Consider the following 24,091-nt stretch of genomic DNA (forward strand, 5'->3'; position numbering starts at 1 on the left):
AAACGCTCCCTGAGTGAGAATTCTGCTCAGGGTGCGCTCAGGCGGTGACGGGTTCAGCAATTAACTCTGAGCCGGAATCGGAAGATTAATCCGTGACCACCGTGTGGTTGACAGAACCTGCAAAATGCCTCATCTGGCCGGTTGAGAGAACGGCGTTTATGCACCGTCACGCCACGGTGCCGCCGTCCTGTCGCCATTGCAGGTAGTCATCGACGTCAAAAAACCCGGCCGCCGCCGCGTTACGCTCCAGGCTCCAGCGGGTTTCACCCTCGCGGACCAGCGGCTTCCAGCGTTCCGGAAGCTGTTCAGCTTCCGCCGCCGGACGGTACGGCCCTTTCTGCTGCCAGGTCCGTCGCGCCCACGCATCCCGCTCCTCTTCTACAGTGGTCGTGCTGTGGATCAGGTACCAGACCACGTAATCCGTCAGCAGCTCTGCGGTCGCGCCGGGGAGTAGCGTAAGATAGCGTGCACGCTGTTCCTCCACCATCCTGTCCATCTCGCCATCATCAGGCGGCGGACCCGCTTCTGCCATTTCCGGCTCCTGTGAATCCAGTTCGCACATGTACGCCTCCCATTCCCTCTCATGGATCTGACGCTGTTGTGTCTGCTCCGTCTGTTGTTTCAGCGCCCGCTCAATCCCCTCTTTCACCACCCGTTCCCAGTCCGGTTCGGCGGGCGCGGCGATATCAGCGCCCGTCAGCTTCGCATTGAGTAAAGCCAGACGGACGCTGTCTTCAGGTTCGTCCGGTTCACTCAGCGCCTTCGCCATACCCTCGTCGCTGATCATGCCGGGCAGACCTTTCTTCTCCCGACCGGTGCTGGCCCGCTCGGTCAGATAACGCACCCGCCATCACAGCAAACCGGGCCGCGATGGACTTCCATACCGGACAGCTTTTGCGCAGAATTTCAGTACGTGAGACGTTAAGCGCGAGGGGCTTTTTGCTGACGATAAGCCCGCCGACGCCCCACTGATGCCCGGGGTCGTGGCGGACCAGCACACCCTGATTGTAGATGGCCACGGCACCCTCCTCGCGCAGGCGATACCAGGCCTCATCGTCTTCCGCGTCCCATTTTTCCAGCGCCGGCTGACGGGTGATAACCGCCCCGTTCAGGCTGACGATGACCGGCGTGTAACGCACCAGGTCACGAATTTCCTGAAGGCAGGAGAGGCGCTCCTGGCTGCTCAGCGGCTCGTACCATTCGCCTCTCACTGAGCAGCCCGGTACGGCGGTCGTCAGCTCATCAAGATCGTAGTGGTAGCCCATTTCCCGTGTGTCCACCGACATCTGCCAGAGGTTTGAACCCCAAAGCGTGCGGGCATGGGCCATAATCTGGCCCCGGCCCAGCCGGAAGCGGCCATAGGTGGCATCGCCTTCCTGGTGTGGCGTGCCAAACCGGCCAAAATAACGTTTCACATCCTCATGGGAGGCAAAGCCCCGACCATCGTCGCGGCAGACAAAGCCTTCAGCGGTGATCTCAACGCTCACCTGTTTCGCGCCGGCATCGACGCTGTTCATGATAAGTTCGATAACCGCCTTGCCGAGGGAACCGGCCTGGCTGTAAATGATGTGATGGATAATCTGAGGGTCAAGTTCAAAGGGACAGCGCATGGAAAGACTCCGTTGTGGGGGGTTCCGGCGCTATTTTCAGGATATGTGTTTGCGGTTATATAAAAAACTGTGACCGCAATTATGAAAGAATCTGCAAAACGGTGGGACCGTTAATCGGTGGAAGGCGATTGAGCGTTAAAAAGTGCTGCTAATAAAATTCATTAAACAGCCAGTTGAAAAAAGACTATTCAAAGCTTAACGTTGCAGAGGAATGAATAACTGTTAAGAGTCTGAACTTTCTCTATAAGGCAAATGGAAACTGTAATAAATGGAATTAGGTGTACTAGCTCAGACCTGATCTGACAGTTACCGGTTATTTATACAGGTGTCTGTCAGATTAAATCTGGTTCAGATTTTTTTCTGCCCAGACCCGTTTACCATCAAGTAAAGTTGCCATTGGCGTACGCCCGCAGCACATTTTACCCTGATGAGTTCGCTCATTATTGTAATGCCACAACCAGTTGTCCAGATCTGCCTGCAGGCTTTCCAGGTCTCCATATAACTTCTTGCGGAACGTAACCTGATAAAAATCCTGCAAAATGGTTTTATGGAAGCGCTCGCAGATACCGTTCGTCTGTGGAGACATCGCCTTCGTTTTCGTATGGTCGATATCGTTGATGGCCAGATAAAGCTGATAATCATGCTGCTCCACTTTACCACAGTACTCCGTACCCCTGTCGGTCAGTATTCTCAGCATCGGCAGTCCCTGAGCCTCGTAGAACGGCAATACGCGATCATTGAGCAGGTCGGCGGCGGTGATCGGCGTTTTACTTGTATACAGCTTGCAGTGTGCCACTTTTGAGTACGTATCCACAAACGTCTGCTGGTAGATACGGCCAACCCCTTTCAGATTGCCAACGTAGAAGGTGTCCTGCGAGCCCAGATAACCCGGATGTGCCGTCTCGATTTCGCCGCTGGCCTCATCATCGTGCGCCTTTTTCTCCAGCGCGGCGATTTGGGCATCGGTAAGCACAATGCCTTCTTTAGCGACTTTCTCCTCAAGCGCCTTCAGGCGTTTACGGAAGTTCTCCAGGTCGTGTCGTTGCCAGATGGAGCGCACGCCGCTGCCGGAGATAAACATGCCTTTTTTACGAAGTTCATTGCTAGTCCGATGCTGACCATGAGCCGGGAACTCAACGGCGTACTCAACAACCGCACGTTCCGTGGCCTCATCGGCGCGGTTCTTCAGGTTGGGTACCCTACGACTTTGATTAACCAGCGCATCAATACCGCCTTCTTCAGCCAGTTCCTGATAACGGTAAAACGTGTCTCGCGACACGCCCATGATCTTACAGGCTTTTGATACGTTACCGAGCTCTTCGGCCAGATTGAGTAAACCGGCTTTGTGTTTGATGATGGGATTGTTAGTATGAAGCATGAGAGTTACCTCGCGTTTTGTATAAGGATTCGACACCCATATCAAAACCGGTAACTCTCAACCTTTCAAGGCCCATTGTCAGATCAAGTCGCGACTAATACAAATTAGGTATGATTGATATTAATCCCGATGAACCAGGTCAGTATTTTAATTTCAGAAATCCCCTGCCATACAACCAGTATTATGCTGTTAAACCACAGTACCATCCTCCATTGGGTGCTCAGCCTGTTGTTGATGATAATACAGGCCTCTGTATTGGCTATACGTTTGCTCAGGCACCAGGGTTATGGCAGGTATATGACTCTGAGGGACGGTTCATCACGCTTGAAGAAACCCCGCTGCAAACACCCCTTATCGATCCTGTAGATATCGGCCTGTTGGCATTCGGCGTTTTTCGACTGTTGCGCAGCGGACGGGCAATACTGGATGTTGTTGCGGGAAAAAAAGTTGGTGTAGTACTGAGTGGAGCAACTCTGAGTATACTCCGTAGCCGCCTTAAAGTCGGCCTGTCTGTGCGTAATCTTAAATTTACTCACAAAACGGCTTCACATATGAGTAACCCTGGCAGATATATTCCTGTCCATATACTGGAAAAAGCAATCAGATATGGGGTTCGCAGTCCTGATGCAAGAAAAGTTGCCGGGCTCTTAACTTACCGTATCCGTATGACACGATTGACCAAGGTACAGGTGGGTAACAAGATTGAGTACATCCACAAAGAGTATACCTTGCACGTCGTGGTCAGGGAACGCGACTGGACAATTATGCACTTCCATATCGATTGAGCGACGGGACAATAAATGTTTGAAATAAAGAATGAAGATACTCTCTTTCGCCTCTCATTCATCGAAAGAATTGAAGAACCTGAGGAGCCCCAGGAAGATGTGATAATGTGCTGGCTGGAGATAAATGGTTGCAGCATAAGCCTTCAATGTCAGTGTGAGCTTATACCCTATGATCTTGTAAGTCTGAAAAAAATAATGACGGACTTTTATCAATCACTGTCCGCAAACAAACGACCTGAGCCTGTAAGCTTCTCACCAAGAATGAGTACCTTCACCTGTGGATTTAATGTCATTGGTGGAAGTGATGCTGTGGGGTTCAGCTTCACTGCATCCCCGCAAATCTATGAAAGCTGGAAACTGACGGGAGGCATCATCATTGACCAGTCCTATCTTCCGGCGCTGATCAATGGAATTGAATCGATCCTGACAAACTGAACGCGGGCTCTTTACCGCCCGCAACCGCAACCTGAGGCTTACGCAGCCAGCAAACCGCGCTGCCCGCATAACCCACAGGCCCGCTTAACTGCACACCCCGCCGCAGGCCACCCGGTCAATCTCCTTCAGCACCCACTGCATATCGGTGGCATCCGGCACGCAGATATTCCAGCGAATACCGGTCCTGAACTCGCCTTCTCCCGGCCACAGCGTATTGCCGGTGACGGTGATGAGAATATCCGGCGTTCTGCCCCTGCTGTCTTCCAGATGCACCGCCAGACAACTGCGACGCCCCACCCGGTGTGGGTACGCCGACAGCAGCACCGGTTTTTCCAGTCGCCTGAGTATTTCCTCCCGGAGTTGTCCCAGCGCCACGCTGTCAGACTCACCAACTGACGCCAGCCCCTGCGGCGGGACAGTAAAGATGACGGTGGCAATCAGCACCCTGTCAGGGACGACCGACGGCGGTTCCATAATCAGTTTTTTCATGCTGTCCTCTGTTCAGTATGCAGGCCACGGCTTTCATCCAGTCGGCGTACAACGTGGAACGCCGCCTCCAGTTCGCTACAGTGCATCTGGTTCATGATGTCACGCCGTTCGGCTTTTTCCTCTTTCTCCGTCATCCCCAGCGCCAGACAGAGACTGGGCGGCACGGCACGGAATAATGCCTGTACCTTGCGCGAGAGGATCACCCCTTCGGTATATTTCCTCGGGAGTTTGGTGGCCGACAGCAGCATGGTTTTCTGCTCGTCGGTCAGCGTTTTAAAACGGGCAATCTGCTCCACCTCATCCGGCGGCATCACCAGGCAGATCCACCATTCCGCCATGTTCAGCATTTTTTTCGTCGTATCGGGAAAGTTGGCCAGGTTCTGCGTAAACAGCCACAGCCACGCGCCGAGCTTACGCCACATCTTTACAATTTTGGTGGAATACGGTCCCAGCAGCGGACTGGCGGTAACGATATGCGCCTCATCGATGGGCACGATGGTGTCGCGATCGCTGTACTGCTCCCGTTCAGCGATATTATTGATGGTGTTGAGCAGAGAAATCACCGCTATCTGAGCCTCGTAGCCTTCGCGGGCCAGCGCACCCGGGTCGACAATGGTCATGTCCGATTCCGGCCACAGCGTGCCCGGACGGTTGAACAGCTCCCCCTCAAAGCCCTCGGTAAACATGCGCAGCGCTTCCGACATCTCCTCCGCCCGCGCCCGCCGGGCGGCGGTCCGTTTCTCACGACCATCCTCCCCGATGCTGACATCACGGGCGATATTCTGTAGCGCAAACATCAAATCTTCCGGCAGCATCTGCCGGTTCTCCTCATACACCTTACGGGCAGCAATCATCATCGCCTCACGGATCATCCCCCGGTCGGCGCGGGTCATCCTCCCCTCCTCCGCAGCTTCACCGCCGGTTATCATCAGGCGGGCCGCAATTTCCATTTCGCCCGGCACGTCACGTTCTTCATCCTTATCGTCGTCATCGCCCCCGTCCTCGTCAATATCTGGCAGATCCTCTTCGCTGACCATCAGCGCATCTGGTCTGGCCCGCATCAGCAGGTGCGAGTCGGCAAACGGCGCGAGCGAGATGACTTTACCCGGCTTGATGCTCACCCGGTGTACCGTCAGGCCCAGCGAGGCACAGTAGTCGCCAAAAAGTCCGAAGCTGTTACCGGCCTCCAGCAGGAAGATGCACGGCCGGTAGATGGCCATCATCTGCGCCAGCTCACACAGCGCCGTGGCCGACTTACCGGCCCCTGTGGGGACAAACAGCAGCTTGTGGGCGTTCTGGGTCCTGTCGTTCTTGTTGAGAGGGTCAACGGAGAGCGGTCCGCCGCCGCGATTGAAAAAGGTGAATCCCGGATTGCCCGTCCCGGTATCGCGCCCGTAAACCGGTGCCAGGCAGGCAAAATGCTGCACAAACATCAGGCGCGTGTACCAGTTATGGCGGTCCTTCTCCGGGTTAAAACACATCGGCAGTGCACGTAGATAGCTGCTGAGTGGCCCAACGTCATGCTCCGGGTTGACCGGCTCCAGCCCGCAGTTCAGCAGCGTGCTGCTGAGATCCAGATAGCGCCTGTCCAGCGTGGCAATATCACGCGCCTTAATCAGCAGGGTCACCGCTGCCCTGTAAAGCTTGTACCTGTTGCCGAGGTAAGTACGCGCCGTGGCCGCGTCCTCACGCGCACGCAGCGAGCCCACGTTCTCGCCCATTGAATCCCGGCTCAGGCGGGCAAAATTTTCCTCCAGCCTGTCCTGCGGCTGAATAAGCAGCGTCATGGTCAGCACCGTACCTTCCGGCAGCAGGTCCATGATGGCGTTGATGTTATCGCCACGCCGGACCTCGCCGGTCAGATGCCCGGTGGACGGGGCATTACGCAGGCGGGCCACCGGCACCGCCCGGTGCGCCACCTCATCAAACCACCACACCCCTTTTTCCGCATCGCTGCGGGGCCGGGTAAACCACAGACTTTCGCTGAAATCATTCAGCAGCGGCAGCTCGCCGGGCGCGTCGTCGCTGTGCCGGGCGCAGCGGTAGAGGGTCGCTTTATCCACCCACGTCGGCGAGGGATTAAACCAGCGCAGCAGCCAGCTGTGGATCTGTTCACCGTTCTGCCGCTCACTGCGGATACCGGCCCCGCTCATCGCCGAGGTCAGCCGATCGCAGACCTGCTTCAGCAGCACCTCCGGGGCCAGAGGGTCACGGTACGGCGTCTCCACCCAGCGGTAAATCAGCATCCGGGTGCAGCGGTTCTGTCCGCGCCACGGGGCACCGGTGACGACATCATCCAGAAACAGTCCCTGCTCAACGGCGACGTTTTTCAGATGACGCGCCTGCTCGTCTAGCCAGGCGCGGGTAAACGCAGTCCCCTGCGCACGGGGTTTAACGTAGCCGCGCACCCGGTCCATGTACGCGGTCAGATCGGACTCATCCTGACAAAAAAACCACCCACTGGTGGGAATCCAGCTCCGGCAGGCTGTCCTGGAGGGCATTCTCCATGACGTCGCGGATTTCATCCAGCCTGGAAGCGGGACGGCCTTCGGCCGACCGGGGTGATTTCATACACCGCCCCCACCGACACGCCGTCATCCAGCAGAATGCACTGGTGTTCCGGCAGATACTCGCCCCAGGGGATATGATCGATGATTGAGGGTGCGGTGTCGTACAGCCGCGCTTCATCGGCGCGGGTCACCTTCCCTTCACGGGTAAGCGGCTCATGCCCGTTCACCGAAAACGGCCCGTCACCGTGCTGATGCGGATCCTGTGAGCGTGAGCGGCGTCGAAACAGTGAAAACGTCATCACAGATCCTCCGTGCGTTCACCGGGGAGCGCGTACTGCACCTGGCTGTAAAAGGGAAACACGGTGCTGTAGCCGGGCACCGGGGTGCTGCCATCTGCCAGATGCGGATAGACATACATCACCATGTCCGGATTAGGCAGCCGGGGAAAAGTCTGCTGAATTTCATTTTCCTGGGTGCGGCTGTAGCTCTCACGGGTCTGCTGCGAAATCACCCGTTCACCGTCGGAAACGGGCCTGCGCAGCGTGGCCCGGCTCTCCGTGGTGGTGTGCGTGACCGACGCGCCGTCATTCCACATATCCAGCATGCTGCTGTCGCCCGGCGGCAGCATTTCATCTTTGGAGGTGCTGCACCCGGCGAGCGTCACCGCCAGCAGCAGCGTAGCCAGCAGTTTATACCTGTTCATCCGACACCTCCGCACCTTCAGCGTCACAATAAAACGCAGAAATTCTGAGCCAGCGGTCGTCCGGGAACGGAAAGAGGATATCATTGCCCTCGCGTGACAGCCTGAGACCGACCGCCAGCATCGCCTGGTCGGTGACGTCATGCGGCTGGCCCTGCCATTTGCCGTTATCCCGCCGGACGAAACCGGCATAAAGTCTGCCACTGATTGACGTGTAAGCGACGCGGTATTCAGGGTTATCGTTGTGCATTGGGGTCCTCATCAGTCCATGCCTGTGCCGCTGCCGGCCAGTGCCTGTCCGGCGAACAGCAATCCGGTCAGCAGCAGGCGTTTTGGGTACTGGCAGACGGCGTGCCGGAGCCTGAGAAAAAAGGGTTTCATAGCGGTATCCTTATCAGTGGAAAAAGAGAAAGAGGGTCAGAAGCCAGAGCACAATGAGGCGGATAAGCAGTTCGTTGAACTGCCGGAACGTGACGGCCTTCGTGGGCAGGCCGCGATAGGCGTGGACCAGCGCCCAGGCACTGAACAGCAGCATTATTACGGCCAGGGTGCCCAGGATCAGGATATTGAGCTGCGCGGGGGTCAGACCGCTGCCGGTGCCTGCACTCCATCCGGAGACCTGAGAATCATTCATCGCCATGCCGGTTCCTCGGCACGGTAACGCCCGGAGACGGACGAAGGTGCAGCTGGCTGCGCCCATATAGGTAGCGATACCCTGCCTCATGGCGGCGATATCATGCGTGGCCTGCTGATAGTCGAAATAAAAGCGGGCATCCTGATTCTGGTTCGCCACCACGCGGGCGCGATCGAGCCCCGCCTGGACCTGATCGAGCTGACACATCACCAGCGCCAGCTCGTCTTTTTCCGATGCGTGACACTGCATAACTGGCAGCGCGGCCATCAGCAGGGCAATAAGGGATTTACTATGACGCATTCTGCGGCTCTCCCGGATAACTGGTGGTCGGCAGAGTGACGCAAAGCGCCGGGGGTTACAGCAGGAAATTGTTTATGGGGGAATGAAGATAAACGGGTATTATGGGTAAATCAGGCGCGGTTGGCATATACAGCCAAAATTAAACGGTTATCCAGTTTAGTGTCAGAAGTGTACGCCCGAATTCTTGGGACGCATTAGACTAATGATGTCATGTAATGCTCCAAGAAAATGTCTCCACTAACCTGCTACTATTCAATGGATAGCCTAAATCTAATTCTTATATTCAATTACCGGTCGTGACGCAGATTTATTGATAATGATGAAGAGTAAGATACCAACCGATGATCTTATCGTGCATTTCCTCTGACTTCGAAAAGCAAATTGTTCTGCGGGTCAGTCGTTTGATATGTGTGCGAAGATTAAGATTATGTCGTTCTGTCCGTTGGGTATATTTCTTGCTCACCACGTGGCCTGTTGCACTTAACAGAACTTTATAAACCGGCCACGCATCTGTCATATAAAAGGCAAGGTTAAATTTGCTTAACAGGGCCAGCAATCGTCGCAGGGTCGGGGCATTTCTCGGGCCGAAGACGTGGGCCAGAGCACGTTTGCGGATACGGTCATAAGCATAGAACAACCACCGGGGATTGCTTTTACACCGCACGTAAGACCATTGTTCACCGGCTTCACAGCAGATAACAACCTCCGTTTCGGGGTCGATATTCTCAGCTACCTGCTTTGGCGAAATTTTTTTACGTGCCGCAGAACCGTATTGAGGCTGATACCGAGAGCCCGTGCGGTATCGCGACATCCGTAACCATTCATGACCATATTAACAATGGTCTGGTGTGTGTCTGGTTTGGCACCGGAGTAGCTAAAATTGAGCTGAAAGGTCTTTGAACAATGCTTGCAGATGTAACGTTGGGCACCGGATGCTGAATGTCCGTTACATCGTACAGCATGAGTTTCATTGCACTGAGGGCAGACGACATCAACTTTAGCCATATGTTACATCCAAAGCGCAAAGCATACGTGATCAGCAAGTCTGCGTCACGACCATCTCCACGGCTTCGTTTAAATCTTTTATTTCAACATCTCTATTTGCTTCATCTCTTGCTTCACCTAAAAAATAGATACTTGCTTCAAGATAATACCTTAAGTAATCCAAGTCATAATGTTCATATTTCAGAAATTCTTTTTTTGTATCCTCATCACCCAATATAGCATTAGTTAAATATTGATAATGCTCTAATAAAATTTTACCATCTATGTTATTTATAAAACCTAAGTCATCATTCATTTTAAACACTCCTATAATATAATATTAAACTGTATGGTTTACCGCCAACCCTTGATAGGGTGATTAGGCGGAAGGGTAGGTCTTTTTCAACCTTGCGAGTGAAACGAGACAAGGCAATCCGATAGGATTGGGTAAAATAGCGGATACGCTATTACACCTTGCCTCAGTTTCCGAAAATCAAAAAAAAAGCTGAACTACACTTATATTTAAATAGATAACCGATCTAAAAAACTAGTCAATAGCGGCTACATAAATAAATACACTGCATGCCGAATAAAATGCAAATAAAAGATAAGGTAAATAATATATTGTCTTTATAGTAGCTCTGCGTAAATATCGCAGCGGAGATCAAATCGTCAAGTAATATATCGTGGGGTCCCGCTGGTAGCTTTTATGCCAGTGGGTTCCGATTTATTACTTGATGACGCAATGAATAAATAAACTTGTTATGGGTGATGGTTCACGTAGGGAGCCATCACCCTAAAAGACAGGATTGTTTTACATTCTTCTTTTGAAGATAATGTTGTCTGAGAAAATTGCCTTACCCGCGACAAAACCGACAATAGCTATTATTGGTAAGCTAATAGTAGCTCCTGCCATACCTGTAGACATTCCAATCAGCGCTGACAGACCAAAAGCTAACAGAACGATCACCGCCGAATACCAGCCGGGATATGTTCCATATAGCACAGATGCCTGACATCCGGTGCATACATGAACACCCCTTTGGCTTTCTTTTAGGCAAAAAGGGCACTGAATAATATTGTTTCCCATTTCTCAGTCCTTTTTAAATACTGCGCCAAGATAAACGACACCGCCTTTGACTTTTTCTATTTTAAAAGTCCACGGCCCAACCCCCTCTACCTGTGTCTTGGCAATGTAGACGGGTTTCTTACTCTCATCCCAGCTTTTTACGCTATACGTTCATACCTTTGAACTTGATCGAGTCTTTTTGAATATCAAGCTTGATGCCGTACTGTTGGTTGACGTAGTTGCCATAAACCCCATCATCACCACACCCTGACAGCAGGGCTGTTAGACCTACTGCTACCATAAATTTACGCATACCTTTTCCTCACAGGTCATAGGCAGGCCAGATTTTGGCCTGTAATCACCTGCTAGAATTCATTTATTTTTCAGGGGCGTCATATCGTTTGTACCGATCAAAAAAAACCACACGATAGATTAAAACCATCATAAATAAAATATCGATCGGTCAAAACAATTATAAAACCGATCGATTCCTTATTATTGATAGTTAAAAGCTATCGAATAGTTATAATCGATCATTTTTATCAATTGAACGAGGAGGGATGGGAAGGGAAAGAAGTTATACTTTATGAATAATCATTTATCTATATAGCAGCAGGAAAGAAAGGATCCTGCTGCTATTGTTGTTGGCTATATTTTCTTAGCCTGTTGTTCGTTCATTCCAAGCATCAGCATATTGGATGTTGCCATCCACAATTCGCCAAGTTATTTTTTCATACTGTAAACTGACGCTTTCAATGTGATTCATTTTATCATTGCCAGCTAATTTAACATTAGGCACACCGCAGTTAACACCCGTGATTTTTACATTTTCCATTAGCACGGTATAATAACAAACCTCTTGCCCTGCATCACTAATATGGTAGAACTTGATTTCTGCACTTTTCAGTGTTTGACCTGTAGCAGCGGCTTTATAAAGATAGGGGGTAGAACTATCAACTTCCTTTTCAATCATCATCGATGAATGCTGACGAGTTCCGGTAATCTTACCATTCGCATTATCTACTGGTAAATTAATACCATGACTTAATCCTATAATCTCCACACTTCCTTCACGGTCTTGAACATCTACAGATCCTTTAATATCTGCGCCGCCGTCATCTTTAAGCCACATATACGGAGGGATCGGCATATTATTTTTTCCTTATTTTATTGATCAGTTTCATTACTACAATGTATATCCCTGTAGTGATAATTAATACAGAGGCAACATCAATATAGAAATAAGCATCATAAATCGACTCTGCATTTACATCGCCACTAATAAGCAGGGCTAATCTACTTGCAAGGGTGTGATTAATATAGATCTCAGGATCACTAAGAATCCGAGCCACGGCAAACATAATAATTAAAAAAATATTGTTTTTGCGAGCCTACGGGCAAGTGTTTGAGCCATTGGCTACTACCTCAACCCAACCCCTAGCCATAAGGGAACGCATACAAGGCACCTGCATCGGAGCAGTATTAAGAAGTGCATTTCTAATTAGTGCATAATCTGAGTTGTGAGCAATAGTTATACATCCTTCGGATACAGTTCCCGGATGAAGTCTAAATAATCCACGGTAAACACCATCTATCCAAGTGCCATCATCAATACCCCAATCATCCTTGTACAAAGCGAACCATTCATCACGCCCAAAGGCTGCTCCATGACGAATTTTGTTCCATGTGTCCTGAATTTCCGCTTTTCTTTTTGAGAAGAATCCTCCAGAACCACGCTCAACAATCCAGTATTTACCCGGTGGTAATGGGCCATCACCTTTAATGGCACCACTGGCCCCCTTGTTCCGGTAAATACCATTACCAGAAAAAGCCATAAACACACCAACACCATACAGATTGAACGGTGCATAATCAGCGCCGTTCAAAATCATCTTCCCTTGTAATGCCATAAATAGTCTCATGTCCTTACACTTTATGCATGTTTATGCTATAGATGATTTATTGAGCGATCAAGGGTAAATAGCCATTTTTTAATTTAAAGCATTTTTGGTTCAGTGTTTTTATATTTCCTTTCCACATGATATTCCCATCTCCTTAGCTAACTACTGTAAATATATAATGGAGTTTCACTTAGAGTTTTTATAAGCCAAATAAACACATAATATCTGATATGGCTTTTAGTCACTTGACAAAAACTTTAAATGTATTATTGATTTATTAATGGGCATAAATATAAAAATAAAGCTCCTGTTTTGATAGTCGCCAAACAATTACAAAAAGGAGCACTAAAGGAAGGTAAAAATGCTGTTTGAAGATAATATATATAATATGGAAAAATATAAAAGTCAAATACAAAAATACGCATTATGCTGCGATGAATTCAATGATGGTGTGTATAGAAACCCAAAGGAAAGGGCATTATTAAAAATAATATATAGGGTTTAATAACAGATCGTTTGTGAATGGTTTTGTTTTTGACATAGACCATGATAATGGCGCAATCGTCTGGGATCTTGTAGGTTTACCGAAGCCTAACACGATAATAAAGAATACAAAAAATGGTCATATGCATTTGCTCTATGCCTTAAAAAGTCCAGTTCTGAAAACTGACTCGGCAAGAATAAAACCGTTAAAGCTGGCATCAATTGTTCAGTATGGTTTTACAGAAAGGTTAAATGCTGACAAAGCCTATGCTGATATTTTAATGAAGAACCCATTAAATACTAACGAATGGCGTACAACGTGGACAGATGCCACAGCATATGACTTAAGCTATTTAGCTGATTTTGTTCCTGATATTGTTAAGATAAAAATCTCAAAAATAGATCAGTTATATGGATTAGGCCGTAATGTTAATTTATTTGAAGATCTGAGAAAAATAGCATACAAAGATGTTTTGAAATACAAAGCGAATAAAACATACCATGATTTTTATCACGAGATGCTTTCAACGGCTATCATGTTGAACAATCATTGTAATCAGGTTAACCCTTTGCCACACAATGAAGTTAAGCAAGTTTGCCAAAGTATTTGCAAATGGACATGGCGAAATTTTTCTCACGAAATATTTTCCGCGATTCAATCCGCAAGAGCGAAAAAATCGAGGAACACAAAAACTAAATTAGAAAAAGCACTGGAAATATTACTATGATTATTAATGGAAAGAAAATAAAAGCTAAAGACTTAGCAAAACAGGCGGGAGTATCACGTTCGGCAGTAATTAAATATTACGGTATTAGTCGTGAAGAATATGAAAGGGAGGCTGCAGAAAAAAGAAAACTTGCTTTTAACTTGAGATCTTCGGGTTTGAAATGGAAAGAAGTTGCGGAAAAAATGGACACAACACAAAACAGTGCTGTCGCATATTACAGGAGATATTTATCATTACAACAATAACAAAAGCCACGTTGGTGGCTTCTGTCATTTTTCATTATGTAAGTTTTTCATATATAATCCTAAAACGCTCTGTATGAGATTTTGAGACGTTTTATACTTAAGAGGGTAATAATCTCGTCAGATTATATGTAAATGGCTGATAATAGAGTTTAAGCGGCCTGATTACGTGAGGAAAATATTTTTTCATCAATCCAAGCATCGATTTCACTTTCTACAAAAGCGATAGTTCTTTCACCGGTTCTAACGGGCATTGGGAAACTATTTTTTTTAATCAGATTATAAATCCACGTCCGGCCATAGCCAGTCCGGTCGATTACTTCAGAAATGCGGATTAGTTTTTTCTTCTGCGTCATATATTTCTCCATCGTCGTTTGATGGAATGTATTATTCGAATATCGCTTATGCCGATCAACCACATTTACGAAAAATCTCTGGATTTCTCATGATATTTGAGGTAGTAGCATCTAAAATCACAACTAAGTTAATTAAAAACAATTGGTTATAATATTTAGCAAAAAGTGCTATTTTCCCGACAGTAGCGAATGTGAAGATGTTGACCATGAGCTTTACGTCTCATGCGATTTGATGTTCAGTAATGTTCACTGGCGTTCACTACAGTAAACTATTGATTTAAATTGACTTGCATTGCCATTTGTTGGTAAAACAGAAATATTGTTATTTTTATTCATTTAAAACATAGGAATAAAATGATGTTCGATTCCGAGTCCGGCACCACTAATTTGCATCAAAGCACGCTGGTTAAGAGATGAGATCCTTAACGGGCGGAAAATGCAGGGTCCGGTCATACGGAATGTCCTCCGGTGTTTTCAAGAGCGTTTGCACTGGTTGATATCCAGAACTTGTCCCTCAAGATGGGGAACCTGTGGCGCAGGTTCCCCTTTCTCGATCACCGTTAATCATCCCAGTCAACTATGCTTGTGTCAACAGGTGTAAATTTCTTTCACCTGTAACATCGGTGTGAAGTGACAGTTCAGCTTCGAGTGTTTTTCCAACGATATCCATCTTCAGCTCCACATACTCCATCATTGTACTGACGCTCCGGTGCCCCAAAAGGTCCTTTACCAGCTGAAGATTTCGTTCAGGTGATTTCATCAGTTCCGTCGCCAGCGTATAGCGAAAACGGTGTGGCGACACGGTAAAACCACACTCTTTCGACAGACACCGGAAAAATGTTCGGATCTTCTGATGGACCTTAGCTGCATCCCATGCCACATGACGGTTAAGGTAAATTCTGTTCACATCAAACAGATAATCTTCATTCCCCGCACCCAGCGCTGTTGATTTTTCCATCAGGTTATGCAGCCGGGGCTTCAACGCACTGACAATCGGAACCCGCCATTCACGGTGTGTCTTACTGCCCTCCAGGCAGAGATCCAGATATCCCTCGCAGAGATTGATATCACCCAGCCGGATATGCAGCAGCTGATTTAACCGCATTCCCGTATACCTGAACGCATCCAGAACCGTCAGCCAGTACCACACCGGCCAGAGCGCATTACGCCCCCCCTGATACCGCGCCCTGCCCGTTCAGCTTCTTCAAATTGCCGCATGACCAGATAAACACGAATCAGCTGTGATCGTGTCAGCGTTTTTTTCTTCCTGGTATCCCGCTGAACATTGCTTTTATTGAAGGGATTTTTCCCCGGGGGAAGGATTTCATGTTCCATCCCGTAATTATACAGCGCCCGCAGATGTGCAATTTTGTTGTTCCATGTCTGAGCAGATTGTTGTTTCTCCTGAAGCAGATAACGCCGCCACTCCAGCACCTGACGGTGCGTAATTTACGCTGGCAGGGTATCGCCAGAATAACGCCTGAACCCTCTGACCACCTTGTTGTAACTCCATTCGGTAGCGGGTCTCAGCTGGTGAGCAAAAAAGTATTCTTCAAGCAGTTCATCCCAGGTTATTTCATTACGCATCTTATTCTTCTCCCAAAAAACCAGAACAGATCCCTGTGTGTATCTTCATTATGGAAAGAAAAGGAGTTTGCTGTCCTCCGGAGGTCTCACGCCTTTCAGGCGGGCAACTTTGATAAGATAACCATTAACCCTGCTGAACCGCCCCTGTTTATTTTCTGAGCAGTATAGTTTCGCCCGGGTAAAACGCTCCCCTTTGCGAACGCGATGTAACTGGAGTTTTTCAAACGACGTCTGAATCTGCTCCCTGTGACTGTCACTTCCGGTATCTTTCAGAAAAAGAAAGAAAATATCCGGTACCAGAAGGTAAATAAAACCGGCAACAGTATGTACCCGTGAATCATGCTGATTGACGGTGATCCTGCCGGATACCATACCGTCAGACAGCCAGGCGAGAAACGTCTCGCCCGACAGTCGGGCATCAGCACCGGCATTAACCGGGTAGCCCAGCACTCCCTCTGTACCAGGCAACAGACAGTCAGCACCGATATCGTTATGCCGGAGGACATCTTCCATCTCAACAGGCTCATCAGGAACGTCTTGCCCGACGGGCACCATTTCATCCGGCGCTACCGTGGCAGGCGTATTCACATCGGCGTCATCCTTGACCTCAGCACCCGCCACTGCGGAAAAAAGACTGAGCAGGATAACGGCATCCCCCTGGCCCGGGCTGCCGTTATCCTGCTCTTCCGGCGACTCCACTGTACTTACCCCGTTCAGCGGTGGCTGTCTGTCCCCACCACCAGTATCGTTGAGTGATGTCATCAGCTCCGAAGCGACCAGTTCCACCGGAAAAAAGGATAAATTATCGTCCGTCTGAACAGACAACACGCCTTCCTGCGGCGTCACCGAATCTGGCGGTGCAATGGACACAGACCATTCACCTGTCTCCTTCCGGAGTACTGGCGAGTCAACCTTCTCTGCCGCCTGGTCGAGCAACGTCCTGATAAGGGACATATCTGGAAAACCATTGCAGAATGCGCAGGCAAGACTAAACAGCGCTGCGGAGGTACCTGAAAGCCAGTTTATCGCGTCAGTGGGCATCAGCTGACCGGCGGCCAGCGCCGCCAGAGCAGAAGCATCATGCGCGTTCGGGGGAGAAGAACGAAACCGGAAGCGATAAGGCGCATCCGGCACAGATATGCCCGGTTGCCAGTTGACGCCGCCGGTGGTTTCGCCTTCAATACTGGCCAGTAACGGCAGGTGATAACACAACGCAGCCCAGAAAATAACGGCCTGCCAGATAACGCCCTGCGCTGCCTGTTCTTCCGGCATCGCACCGGGCGGAAACATATACCCCCGGGCAAGCCTGACAGCATAAGCGGTAAAACGCAGGCTTAAATCACCAAATCCCCCTGCATAAGCCCACCGACCGTCAGGTGCCGCTGGTACATTCTGGGTTCGTTCAAGCAGGAGGTGCACTGGAGCCAGATAAAGTCGCTGATATACTTCGCCCGACAGCGCGTTATTTTCCCGGATTTTCTGCAGGGCATCCTGGCGTATTGCGCTGATGGTCAGTTCTTCAGCCTTAACCGGAGAGAAATACCCCATCGGCGCCGAAACAGGGTGTTTGCCGGAGGGCTCTGTGACAGCTGGCGTACGCGATAATAACGTTTTGATTTTATTCAGCATGGGATAACCGCGTCTCCCCATCGTTCTCAACATCATCCGTTGCAGGTTGTACGCCATCTTTCTGCCCCTTCACCAGCCTTCAGACACTGCATCAACTCATTCAACACCAGGGTCTTACGGGCGCGGGTCACGGCCACATACAGCAGATTTGTTTCGTCCTGTCGCTCTTCGGCAGAGAGCAGCGGATCGGTGATATCACAAAAATCCTCATTCAGTACGACAACGTCCCACTCCAGTCCCTTACTGCGGTGCGCTGTGGAAACGGTGACATGCGCATCTTTTTCATGCGTCACAACCTGACGGCGCATGATGGCCAGCTTTTGCGGCAGCGGGAAATACTCATCAAGCAACCGGATGGCCTGATTCATCTCCACATCCAGCGTCGCCTTCGCAATGGCGCAATACTCCTCAAAGTCCCGGTAATCCTGACGGAGACGGGGAGACTGCATCCGTTCAGGCGCGCCAGCGGCCAGTGCCGGGTGTTTAGCTTCCGGGCCACATCGGTAATACGCAGATTTGCCGTCAACCGATGCCTGAAATGTCGGCCGAAATGCGACCAGGCCAGTTGGTGGGAGGTTTTGCACTCAACATTAAAGGGAAACTTTTGTTCGGCTTCATCGCGGATGGCTCTGTTGTAGGCAAGGTACAACATTTTGCTGTCCGGGTTTACCTGAGCGAATTGCACCAGTGTGGTGGTTTTACCAGTGCCGGCAAACGCATTGACCACAAGCTGATTGCCCTGCCATTCGATGATGGCGTTTTGTTCTGGTGTGGTTTTCCAGCTCATTGGGTTCTCCGGGAATGACAGTTGAACACTCACACTGTCACCCGGGGGCGCTTGCGGCGAGAAAAAACCAGATATCCATTTTCAGAAATAAAAAAAACCCCTCAGGCAGGAGCGCTATGGTGTAATGATACTACCTTATTTCGTTGCAGATAGAGGTTCCACAATAAAAAGCACAAAACTTAAGAAAAAGCCGCGACGCAAATAATAAATTCCCGCAGCTTTTTAAAGAAATCTAACACCATCAAAGTCTGCTCATGTTTCGAGTAAACTTTGTATCCATGAGTAGTGATTTGTTTCTCTCTCTCCTCTCAATAGATATCGCATATCACCACTAGTAGTGGCACACTAAACCTGTCCACCTGAACAGAGGTGATATCATCGCCTCATAGTTAAAAACAGGTGACATTATGACCGGACGTAACAGACGCAATTTTAGCCCCGGATTTCGCCGCGAAGCTGCCCGGCTTGTTCTTGATCAGAACGACACCGCCGCTGCTGCTGCCACGGCAATGAATGTCGGTAAATCCACGATGGATAAGTGGGTTCGGCAGTTGAAAGAAGAACGAGCGGGAAAATCCCCTACAGCTTCACCCATGACACCTGAGAAAATTGAAATACGCGAACTTAAGAAAAGACTTCAACGCATTGAAATGGAAAGAGATATATTAAAAAAGGCTACCGCGCTCCTGATGTCAGACTCCCTGAACAGTTCTCATTAATTGAGAAACTCAGAGTGCGGTTTCCTGTTGCCGTTGTGTGCAATGTGTTTGGGGTTCATCGCAGCAGTTATAAATACTGGCGGCAGCCAGAGAAACCTGACTCTGCACGGGTGACGCGACTCAGCCTTATAGGTGAAAGCTGTCGCGGGAGTAATGGTTTCGCAGGCGCACGAAATATTGCCGCGATGGTTACCACCAAAGGCGTAAAACTGAGCCGCTGGCGGGCAACAACACTGATGAAAGAGCGCCATCTCATCAGTTGCCAGCAACCAGGTCACCAATATAAGAAGGCATCCAGGGAACACGTTGAGCTCCCCAATTATCTGGAGCGGCAGTTTGCTGTAACAGAGCCTAATCAGGTGTGGTGGGGCGACGTAACGTTTATCCGGGCAGGGAAACGCCGGGCTTATTTAGCCGTTGTGCCTGATTTGTTTTCCCGTAAACCGGTTGGCTGGGCGATGTCATTTTTCCCGGACTCTGCGCTGGCAGCAAAAGCGCTGTCCATGGCCCGGGAAGCGCGAGGAACCCCCACTAATTTGCTGTATCACTCAGATCAGGATAGCCACTATACCAGCAGGAAATTCAGTCCGTTACTGTGGCGATACCCAATAAAACAAAGCCTGATTCGCCGGGGGAATTGTTGTGATAACAGTCCAGTGGAGTGATTCTTCAGGAGCCTGAAAACGGAGTGGATACTGAATAATGGATACGCTAATTTTAGCGAAGCCAGCACAGCGATAACGAATTACATAACAGGATATTACAGCCAGCTCAGACCTTAATGCTGGTCACTTAAGGTGACCAGCAACCTTTTTATCCGGATATTTCCTGCTCTTTACCCTCAACTCTCTCGGGTAACTTCGCTCTCTTCTACCCGGTAACACAAGCCATTTCGCCTGTTCATACAGGGTTCTCAGTTCTCCCGGCATTTTTCCCGGCGAAGCCCAGGGCAGGGTTATCAGCATCCGGATTATTTCGCTTATCGCTCCACTGAAGCTCAGCTGGTAAGGCAGGTAATCTCCTTTCAGATGGAACGCCATCTGCACCATCTGATATCGCACCAGGTTATAAGCCAGCAGTACCCCCCATAGCTCCTGTCTCACCAGCTCCGGCAGGCGACTGCGTAATGTCCACCGGCTGTCCAGCATACCCTGCTTTGCTTCCCGGTAGCCCAGTTCTGTTTCCCAGCGGTGGCGATATAGCTCGCTGATATCTTTACCCGGATAGCGATTCGGGTCTGTCAGTGACGTCAGCACCTGCCTCTCTTTACCGTCTACCCTGCGGGTCAGCAGTCTTGCCACCATTTCTTCCGGGACCCCTGGCCATTGCTTCCTGGCTCGTGGACTGGTTTTCAGGCATATCAGTTCATCTCCACGCCCCAAACGGCGAACCACCTGATACTGTACGTGTTTTTTCAACGGCAACAACCAGTGACGGTGTTCTCCTGCTGTCTGCCAGTGATGAAGCAGACCCATCGAATAAAATCCCTTATCGAACAGGGTGATACTGTTATTCGGGGTTTTCTCCGTCAGGTGCTCAGCCAGCCGCATTTCACTGACTTTTTCACTGTCGAATGCACTGGCGGCGATCAGATGGCTGCTCAGCTCCATCAGACAAACCATTCGCACCTGAGGATAGCCGCCTTCGCCGTACTGGCTGCTGTGTTTACTGAAGACGGCTCTGTTTTCCGGCGTATCGGCGGTACGCCAGACCACGCCGTCGACAGCAAACAGATTCAGACCGTGCCATTTTGGATGTGCAGCCTGCTGATTCCAGTGCTGCTGTGTGATATCAAAAAGCTCCCGCACTGCATTTTCACCCAGAGTCTTACGGCGCTGAATGACAGCGCTGCGTGCGGTAAAAGGAGCTCCGGTCCGGTCAGTAATATCCATCAGATTGACGATTTCGGTCATCGGACGATCGCAAAAAATGGACATCCCAACGACAAGCCAAATCATGGATTCGAGGGAAAGTTTACGTTTACGCAAAGTAACGGTATCGGTCAGGGTGAGCGCCTGCTGAATAAGCTCGGGAGGAATAAGGTCGGCGAGACTACGGGCGCGCTCAGGAGTGGCGGCATTGATGATGCCGAGGGCCTGGGAAAGTTCCATTTAAAAAGGGTTCCATGATGAACATAGAACCCTTTTTACCGCATAAACCGGATCGGTCAACCGATCCTTAAATGATCGGCATTAACCCGACGGTAGCCGATGCCCTGATGGACCGGCTACTGCACAACGGACATCGCGTTGAGCTCAGGGGCGAATCAATGCGTAACCTGGCGCAAACCGATCAGACGGGTTAAAAACTAAAGGAAGAAATAACCAGCGCGGGAAGCGCGATCGAAATCGTCGGAATCACTGACCGGAATCATCGGAATACGCAGCTTTTGAACAGAGAAATGGTAAGAATGGTATTTTTATTATGTGTTATTGTTGCGTTTATAAAATTATTTAGTGCTTTAATATGATGTGTTTTATTGCATCTGTTAATATCTATACGCTTTAATTGTTAATTGAGTGTTTTCTCGCTATTGCGGTTGTTCCCTTTGTTGCAATTGCCGGGATGATATCTATTACACCTGTTGTCGGCTGAATGATGATTGTTTTCTCAGGTTCTCCAGTAGCCTGACCTCGTGCTGTTTTATTTTTTACAAATAAGTTGCAACTGCAATTTATTATCCAAAAGGAAAGCTATTGTTTCAATATACGACAAGGATCGCTATTTTTTTTATTTTATTGCCAGGTGCAAGTAAATATTGGCATTAAAGTAAAGGTTCAGGTTAAGGCATAAAACTAATTTTAAATTTATCAGGTGGAATAATGACTTTTTCACTTTTTATATTTACTTATTAAAAGGAATTTAATGATGTTAGTTCGTTTCAGTCTGGCTGCCTTAATGCTGTTTTCAACCTGCAGCTATGGTGTTATTTCTCCCCCGGTAAAACTGGACATATCGGGAATGCGGGCAGTGCTGGATAATGGTTTACTGCGCGTCGAGTTCAACGATGATGCCAGCATGCATACGATGACGAAAAATGGTCATAATCTGGTGAGTTCTCTGTCCGGTGCGGCACGCGATCCCAGCAAAAATCGCAGCGGTTATCTCGATTTTCACTCTGATGGCGTTAAAGATTTTATTCCAGAACGTCTGGAGGTGATCGCGCGAAATGATGATATTGCCCATATTGCCTGGTTTAATCATCCCGGCAGCCTGCTGCGGCTGGAGTACCATCTTATTATGCGTAAAGGCGTCAGTGGCATCTATAGCTATGTTATTGCAGAAAATACCGGGGATAAAAATATAAAAGTCAGTGAGTTACGTAATGTTTATCGCTTTAACCCCGGCTATCTGGACCATATTTTTAATGGTGAGCGTGACGGTAAACCTTATCTCTACCACGAGCTGGAGGCTATGCCGGCCATTCAGGATGAAACCTGGCGGCTCCCAGACGGAAGTGTCTGGACAAAATATGATTTTGCCGGTTATCAACGCACCACGCCGTTCTGGGGCGTTTACGGAAAAAATAGCGGAGTATGGCTGATACATGCCAGTGGTGAATATTTTTCCGGTGATACACTCAAGCAGGATCTGATGGTGCATCAGGATGCCATTATTTTAAATTACCTGACCGGTGCACATTTAGGCACGCCAGATATGCACGCCCCGCCGGGATGGAAAAAATTCTATGGCCCGTGGTTACTCTACGTGAATGAAGGCGATAAAGCGCACATGCTGGCGGATGCCCGGCAGCAGTCCGATAGTGAAAAGGCCAGCTGGCCTTATCGCTGGCTCAATGATGCGCAATATCCTGTTGAACGCACGCAGGTTAGCGGTCGTGTTAAAACGGACAAGCCTGTTACGTTGGTGCTCTCTTCCTCAATTGATGAGCAATTTGACTTACAAACACGCGGCTATCTCTTTTCTGCGGTTTCCGATGAGCAGGGAAATTTCCAGTTTGAGCACGTTATTCCCGGCGATTATCAGCTTATTGTTTATGCCAATTCCGGCACGCAGCCCGGCTTACTGGTTGAAAAAAAAATGACGGTTTCTGGCGAAAAGCAGTGGCTGGATCAAATCAGCCTGCCGCCCGCAGCAAAAGTTATATGGGCAATCGGGCAGTCTGATAGACAGGCAAAAGAATTCAGATTTGGTAATGAGCAGCGTAATTATCGCTGGCAGCATGAGGTTCCGGCGAATCTGGTTTTTAATGTCGGACACAGTGATTTCAGTCAGGAATGGTATTATGCACAAACCAAACCCGGCAACTGGGATATTAATTTCAACCTGACACCAGAGAAAGCCGTTTATCACCTTAATATTGCCCTGGCCGCCGCCAGTAATAGCGGCATGGTAAAAGGTCGCGGTTCGCCTTCGTTAACCGTAAAAATAAATGGTGCAGAATTAAAAACGCTGACTTACGAGAATGATAAAGCAGTATATCGAAGTGCACTGCGCAATGGTCAGTACCATCTGGCGACTATATCTGTCGAAAAAGAGCAGTTACGTAACGGAAAGAATACGCTGTCATTGAAGCTAAACGGCGGCAGCCTGATGTACGATATTATTACCTTTACGGAATAACATATCACGCAACAGAAAATAACCTTTGCCTTGCGTCTATGTTGAGAAAGCGCGGTTGCGTAATGGAAAAAACGTGCTGTTATTGCGATAAATGGCGGCAGCATTATGTACCATGTCATTATCTTTATGGGAATAAAGCGATTTAGCAACATCATCCCGTCAGGCATACTGCCACGGTGAC

General features: G+C 49.2%; 21 protein-coding genes and 6 pseudogenes. 7 read left to right on the forward strand and 20 right to left on the reverse strand.

Features of this window, described 5'->3' with window-relative positions:
* Positions 1-166: 166 nt before the first annotated feature.
* The 3 genes and pseudogenes from LU633_RS19305 to LU633_RS19315 all read right to left on the reverse strand — a co-directional run bounded on the left by LU633_RS19305 (position 167) and on the right by LU633_RS19315 (position 2,988).
* Positions 167-787 carry a hypothetical protein gene (locus tag LU633_RS19305; protein ID WP_046372035.1) on the reverse strand — a complete coding sequence of 207 codons (621 nt, stop codon included), beginning with the start codon at positions 785-787 and terminating at the stop codon, positions 167-169.
* A pseudogene (locus LU633_RS19310) lies at positions 759-1,610 on the reverse strand (ATP-binding protein); the annotation flags it as partial. The gene LU633_RS19305 and the pseudogene LU633_RS19310, both read right to left, overlap by 29 nt.
* A 337-nt stretch (positions 1,611-1,947) precedes the next feature.
* Positions 1,948-2,988, reverse strand: coding sequence for an IS481 family transposase (locus LU633_RS19315; RefSeq protein ID WP_046372036.1), 1,041 nt, complete (start codon positions 2,986-2,988; stop codon positions 1,948-1,950).
* A gap of 110 nt (positions 2,989-3,098) precedes the next feature.
* Between LU633_RS19315 and LU633_RS19320 the strand changes: the two genes are divergently transcribed.
* Complete coding sequence (locus tag LU633_RS19320) at positions 3,099-3,773, forward strand: hypothetical protein (protein WP_233481939.1); 675 nt, start codon at positions 3,099-3,101, stop codon at positions 3,771-3,773.
* 15 nt (positions 3,774-3,788) lie between these two features.
* Positions 3,789-4,208 carry a hypothetical protein gene (locus tag LU633_RS19325; protein ID WP_046372037.1) on the forward strand — a complete coding sequence of 140 codons (420 nt, stop codon included), beginning with the start codon at positions 3,789-3,791 and terminating at the stop codon, positions 4,206-4,208.
* Positions 4,209-4,292: 84 nt separating this feature from the next.
* Here the strand turns inward: LU633_RS19325 and LU633_RS19330 are convergent, their stop codons facing one another.
* The 12 genes and pseudogenes from LU633_RS19330 to LU633_RS19390 form a co-directional block, all read right to left on the reverse strand.
* Complete coding sequence (locus LU633_RS19330; protein WP_016192058.1) at positions 4,293-4,697, reverse strand: hypothetical protein; 405 nt, start codon at positions 4,695-4,697, stop codon at positions 4,293-4,295.
* A pseudogene (locus LU633_RS19335) lies at positions 4,694-7,506 on the reverse strand (conjugative transfer ATPase). Before LU633_RS19335 ends, LU633_RS19330 begins: the two are co-directional and overlap by 4 nt.
* Positions 7,506-7,910, reverse strand: a complete 405-nt coding sequence (locus LU633_RS19340) for a TIGR03751 family conjugal transfer lipoprotein (RefSeq protein WP_016192002.1) — start codon at positions 7,908-7,910, stop codon at positions 7,506-7,508. Before LU633_RS19340 ends, LU633_RS19335 begins: the two are co-directional and overlap by 1 nt.
* A complete protein-coding gene (locus LU633_RS19345; RefSeq protein WP_152664198.1) occupies positions 7,897-8,157 on the reverse strand; it encodes a DUF7446 family protein in 261 nt (86 codons plus the stop codon). The genes LU633_RS19340 and LU633_RS19345 overlap by 14 nt, the downstream gene beginning before the upstream one ends.
* 144 nt (positions 8,158-8,301) lie before the next feature.
* On the reverse strand, positions 8,302-8,547 hold the full coding sequence (locus tag LU633_RS19350) for a TIGR03758 family integrating conjugative element protein (RefSeq protein WP_040465725.1): 246 nt from the start codon (positions 8,545-8,547) through the stop codon (positions 8,302-8,304).
* A pseudogene (locus tag LU633_RS19355) lies at positions 8,538-8,841 on the reverse strand (integrative conjugative element protein, RAQPRD family). Before LU633_RS19355 ends, LU633_RS19350 begins: the two are co-directional and overlap by 10 nt.
* A gap of 307 nt (positions 8,842-9,148) precedes the next feature.
* Positions 9,149-9,846 (reverse strand): IS1 family transposase gene (locus tag LU633_RS19360; RefSeq protein WP_233481979.1). Its coding sequence is split into 2 segments (ribosomal slippage): positions 9,149-9,597 and positions 9,597-9,846, totalling 699 coding nucleotides; the frame shifts between segments, so codons are not numbered across the junction.
* 31 nt (positions 9,847-9,877) lie between these two features.
* A complete protein-coding gene (locus LU633_RS19370; RefSeq protein ID WP_046372289.1) occupies positions 9,878-10,141 on the reverse strand; it encodes a hypothetical protein in 264 nt (87 codons plus the stop codon).
* 498 nt (positions 10,142-10,639) lie between these two features.
* Positions 10,640-10,915, reverse strand: coding sequence for a hypothetical protein (locus tag LU633_RS19375; protein ID WP_016192006.1), 276 nt, complete (start codon positions 10,913-10,915; stop codon positions 10,640-10,642).
* A 142-nt stretch (positions 10,916-11,057) separates the two neighbouring features.
* Complete coding sequence (locus tag LU633_RS19380; protein ID WP_016192007.1) at positions 11,058-11,207, reverse strand: hypothetical protein; 150 nt, start codon at positions 11,205-11,207, stop codon at positions 11,058-11,060.
* Positions 11,208-11,552: 345 nt separating this feature from the next.
* On the reverse strand, positions 11,553-12,044 hold the full coding sequence (locus LU633_RS19385) for an Hcp family type VI secretion system effector (protein ID WP_016192008.1): 492 nt from the start codon (positions 12,042-12,044) through the stop codon (positions 11,553-11,555).
* A gap of 241 nt (positions 12,045-12,285) precedes the next feature.
* On the reverse strand, positions 12,286-12,804 hold the full coding sequence (locus tag LU633_RS19390) for a DUF2778 domain-containing protein (protein ID WP_016192010.1): 519 nt from the start codon (positions 12,802-12,804) through the stop codon (positions 12,286-12,288).
* Positions 12,805-13,313: 509 nt separating this feature from the next.
* Between LU633_RS19390 and LU633_RS19395 the strand changes: the two genes are divergently transcribed.
* Positions 13,314-14,006, forward strand: a complete 693-nt coding sequence (locus tag LU633_RS19395) for a replication initiation protein (protein ID WP_016192012.1) — start codon at positions 13,314-13,316, stop codon at positions 14,004-14,006.
* The gene (locus LU633_RS19400) at positions 14,003-14,251 is read left to right on the forward strand and encodes a hypothetical protein (RefSeq protein ID WP_016192013.1); all 249 of its coding nucleotides are present in this window, start codon (positions 14,003-14,005) and stop codon (positions 14,249-14,251) included. Before LU633_RS19395 ends, LU633_RS19400 begins: the two co-directional genes overlap by 4 nt.
* A gap of 149 nt (positions 14,252-14,400) precedes the next feature.
* On the opposite strand, the gene LU633_RS19405 is transcribed toward LU633_RS19400, so the two are convergent.
* The 4 genes and pseudogenes from LU633_RS19405 to LU633_RS19420 all read right to left on the reverse strand — a co-directional run bounded on the left by LU633_RS19405 (position 14,401) and on the right by LU633_RS19420 (position 18,607).
* Entirely contained in the window at positions 14,401-14,604 is a 204-nt protein-coding gene (locus LU633_RS19405) for a helix-turn-helix transcriptional regulator (RefSeq protein ID WP_016192014.1), read from the reverse strand.
* Between the two features lie 577 nt (positions 14,605-15,181).
* Positions 15,182-16,191: pseudogene (locus LU633_RS19410) on the reverse strand (tyrosine-type recombinase/integrase).
* Between the two features lie 48 nt (positions 16,192-16,239).
* Entirely contained in the window at positions 16,240-17,877 is a 1,638-nt protein-coding gene (locus LU633_RS19415) for a TraI domain-containing protein (RefSeq protein WP_232426892.1), read from the reverse strand.
* A pseudogene (locus tag LU633_RS19420) lies at positions 17,853-18,607 on the reverse strand (ATP-binding domain-containing protein). Before LU633_RS19420 ends, LU633_RS19415 begins: the two are co-directional and overlap by 25 nt.
* 407 nt (positions 18,608-19,014) lie before the next feature.
* Between LU633_RS19420 and LU633_RS19425 the strand changes: the two are divergent.
* Positions 19,015-20,108: pseudogene (locus tag LU633_RS19425) on the forward strand (IS3 family transposase).
* A 6-nt stretch (positions 20,109-20,114) separates the two neighbouring features.
* Here LU633_RS19425 and LU633_RS19430 read toward each other — a convergent pair.
* Positions 20,115-21,437, reverse strand: coding sequence for an IS4 family transposase (locus LU633_RS19430; protein WP_046371900.1), 1,323 nt, complete (start codon positions 21,435-21,437; stop codon positions 20,115-20,117).
* A 71-nt stretch (positions 21,438-21,508) separates the two neighbouring features.
* Here LU633_RS19430 and LU633_RS19435 point away from each other — a divergent pair, with 71 nt between their 5' ends.
* Positions 21,509-21,631 carry an ATP-binding protein gene (locus LU633_RS19435; RefSeq protein WP_016192017.1) on the forward strand — a complete coding sequence of 41 codons (123 nt, stop codon included), beginning with the start codon at positions 21,509-21,511 and terminating at the stop codon, positions 21,629-21,631.
* A gap of 560 nt (positions 21,632-22,191) precedes the next feature.
* The gene (locus tag LU633_RS19440; protein ID WP_232426893.1) at positions 22,192-23,910 is read left to right on the forward strand and encodes a polysaccharide lyase family protein; all 1,719 of its coding nucleotides are present in this window, start codon (positions 22,192-22,194) and stop codon (positions 23,908-23,910) included.
* Positions 23,911-24,091: the final 181 nt, after the last annotated feature.

The sequence above is a fragment of the Erwinia tracheiphila genome, assembly GCF_021365465.1.
GTDB classification, from domain to species: domain Bacteria; phylum Pseudomonadota; class Gammaproteobacteria; order Enterobacterales; family Enterobacteriaceae; genus Erwinia; species Erwinia tracheiphila.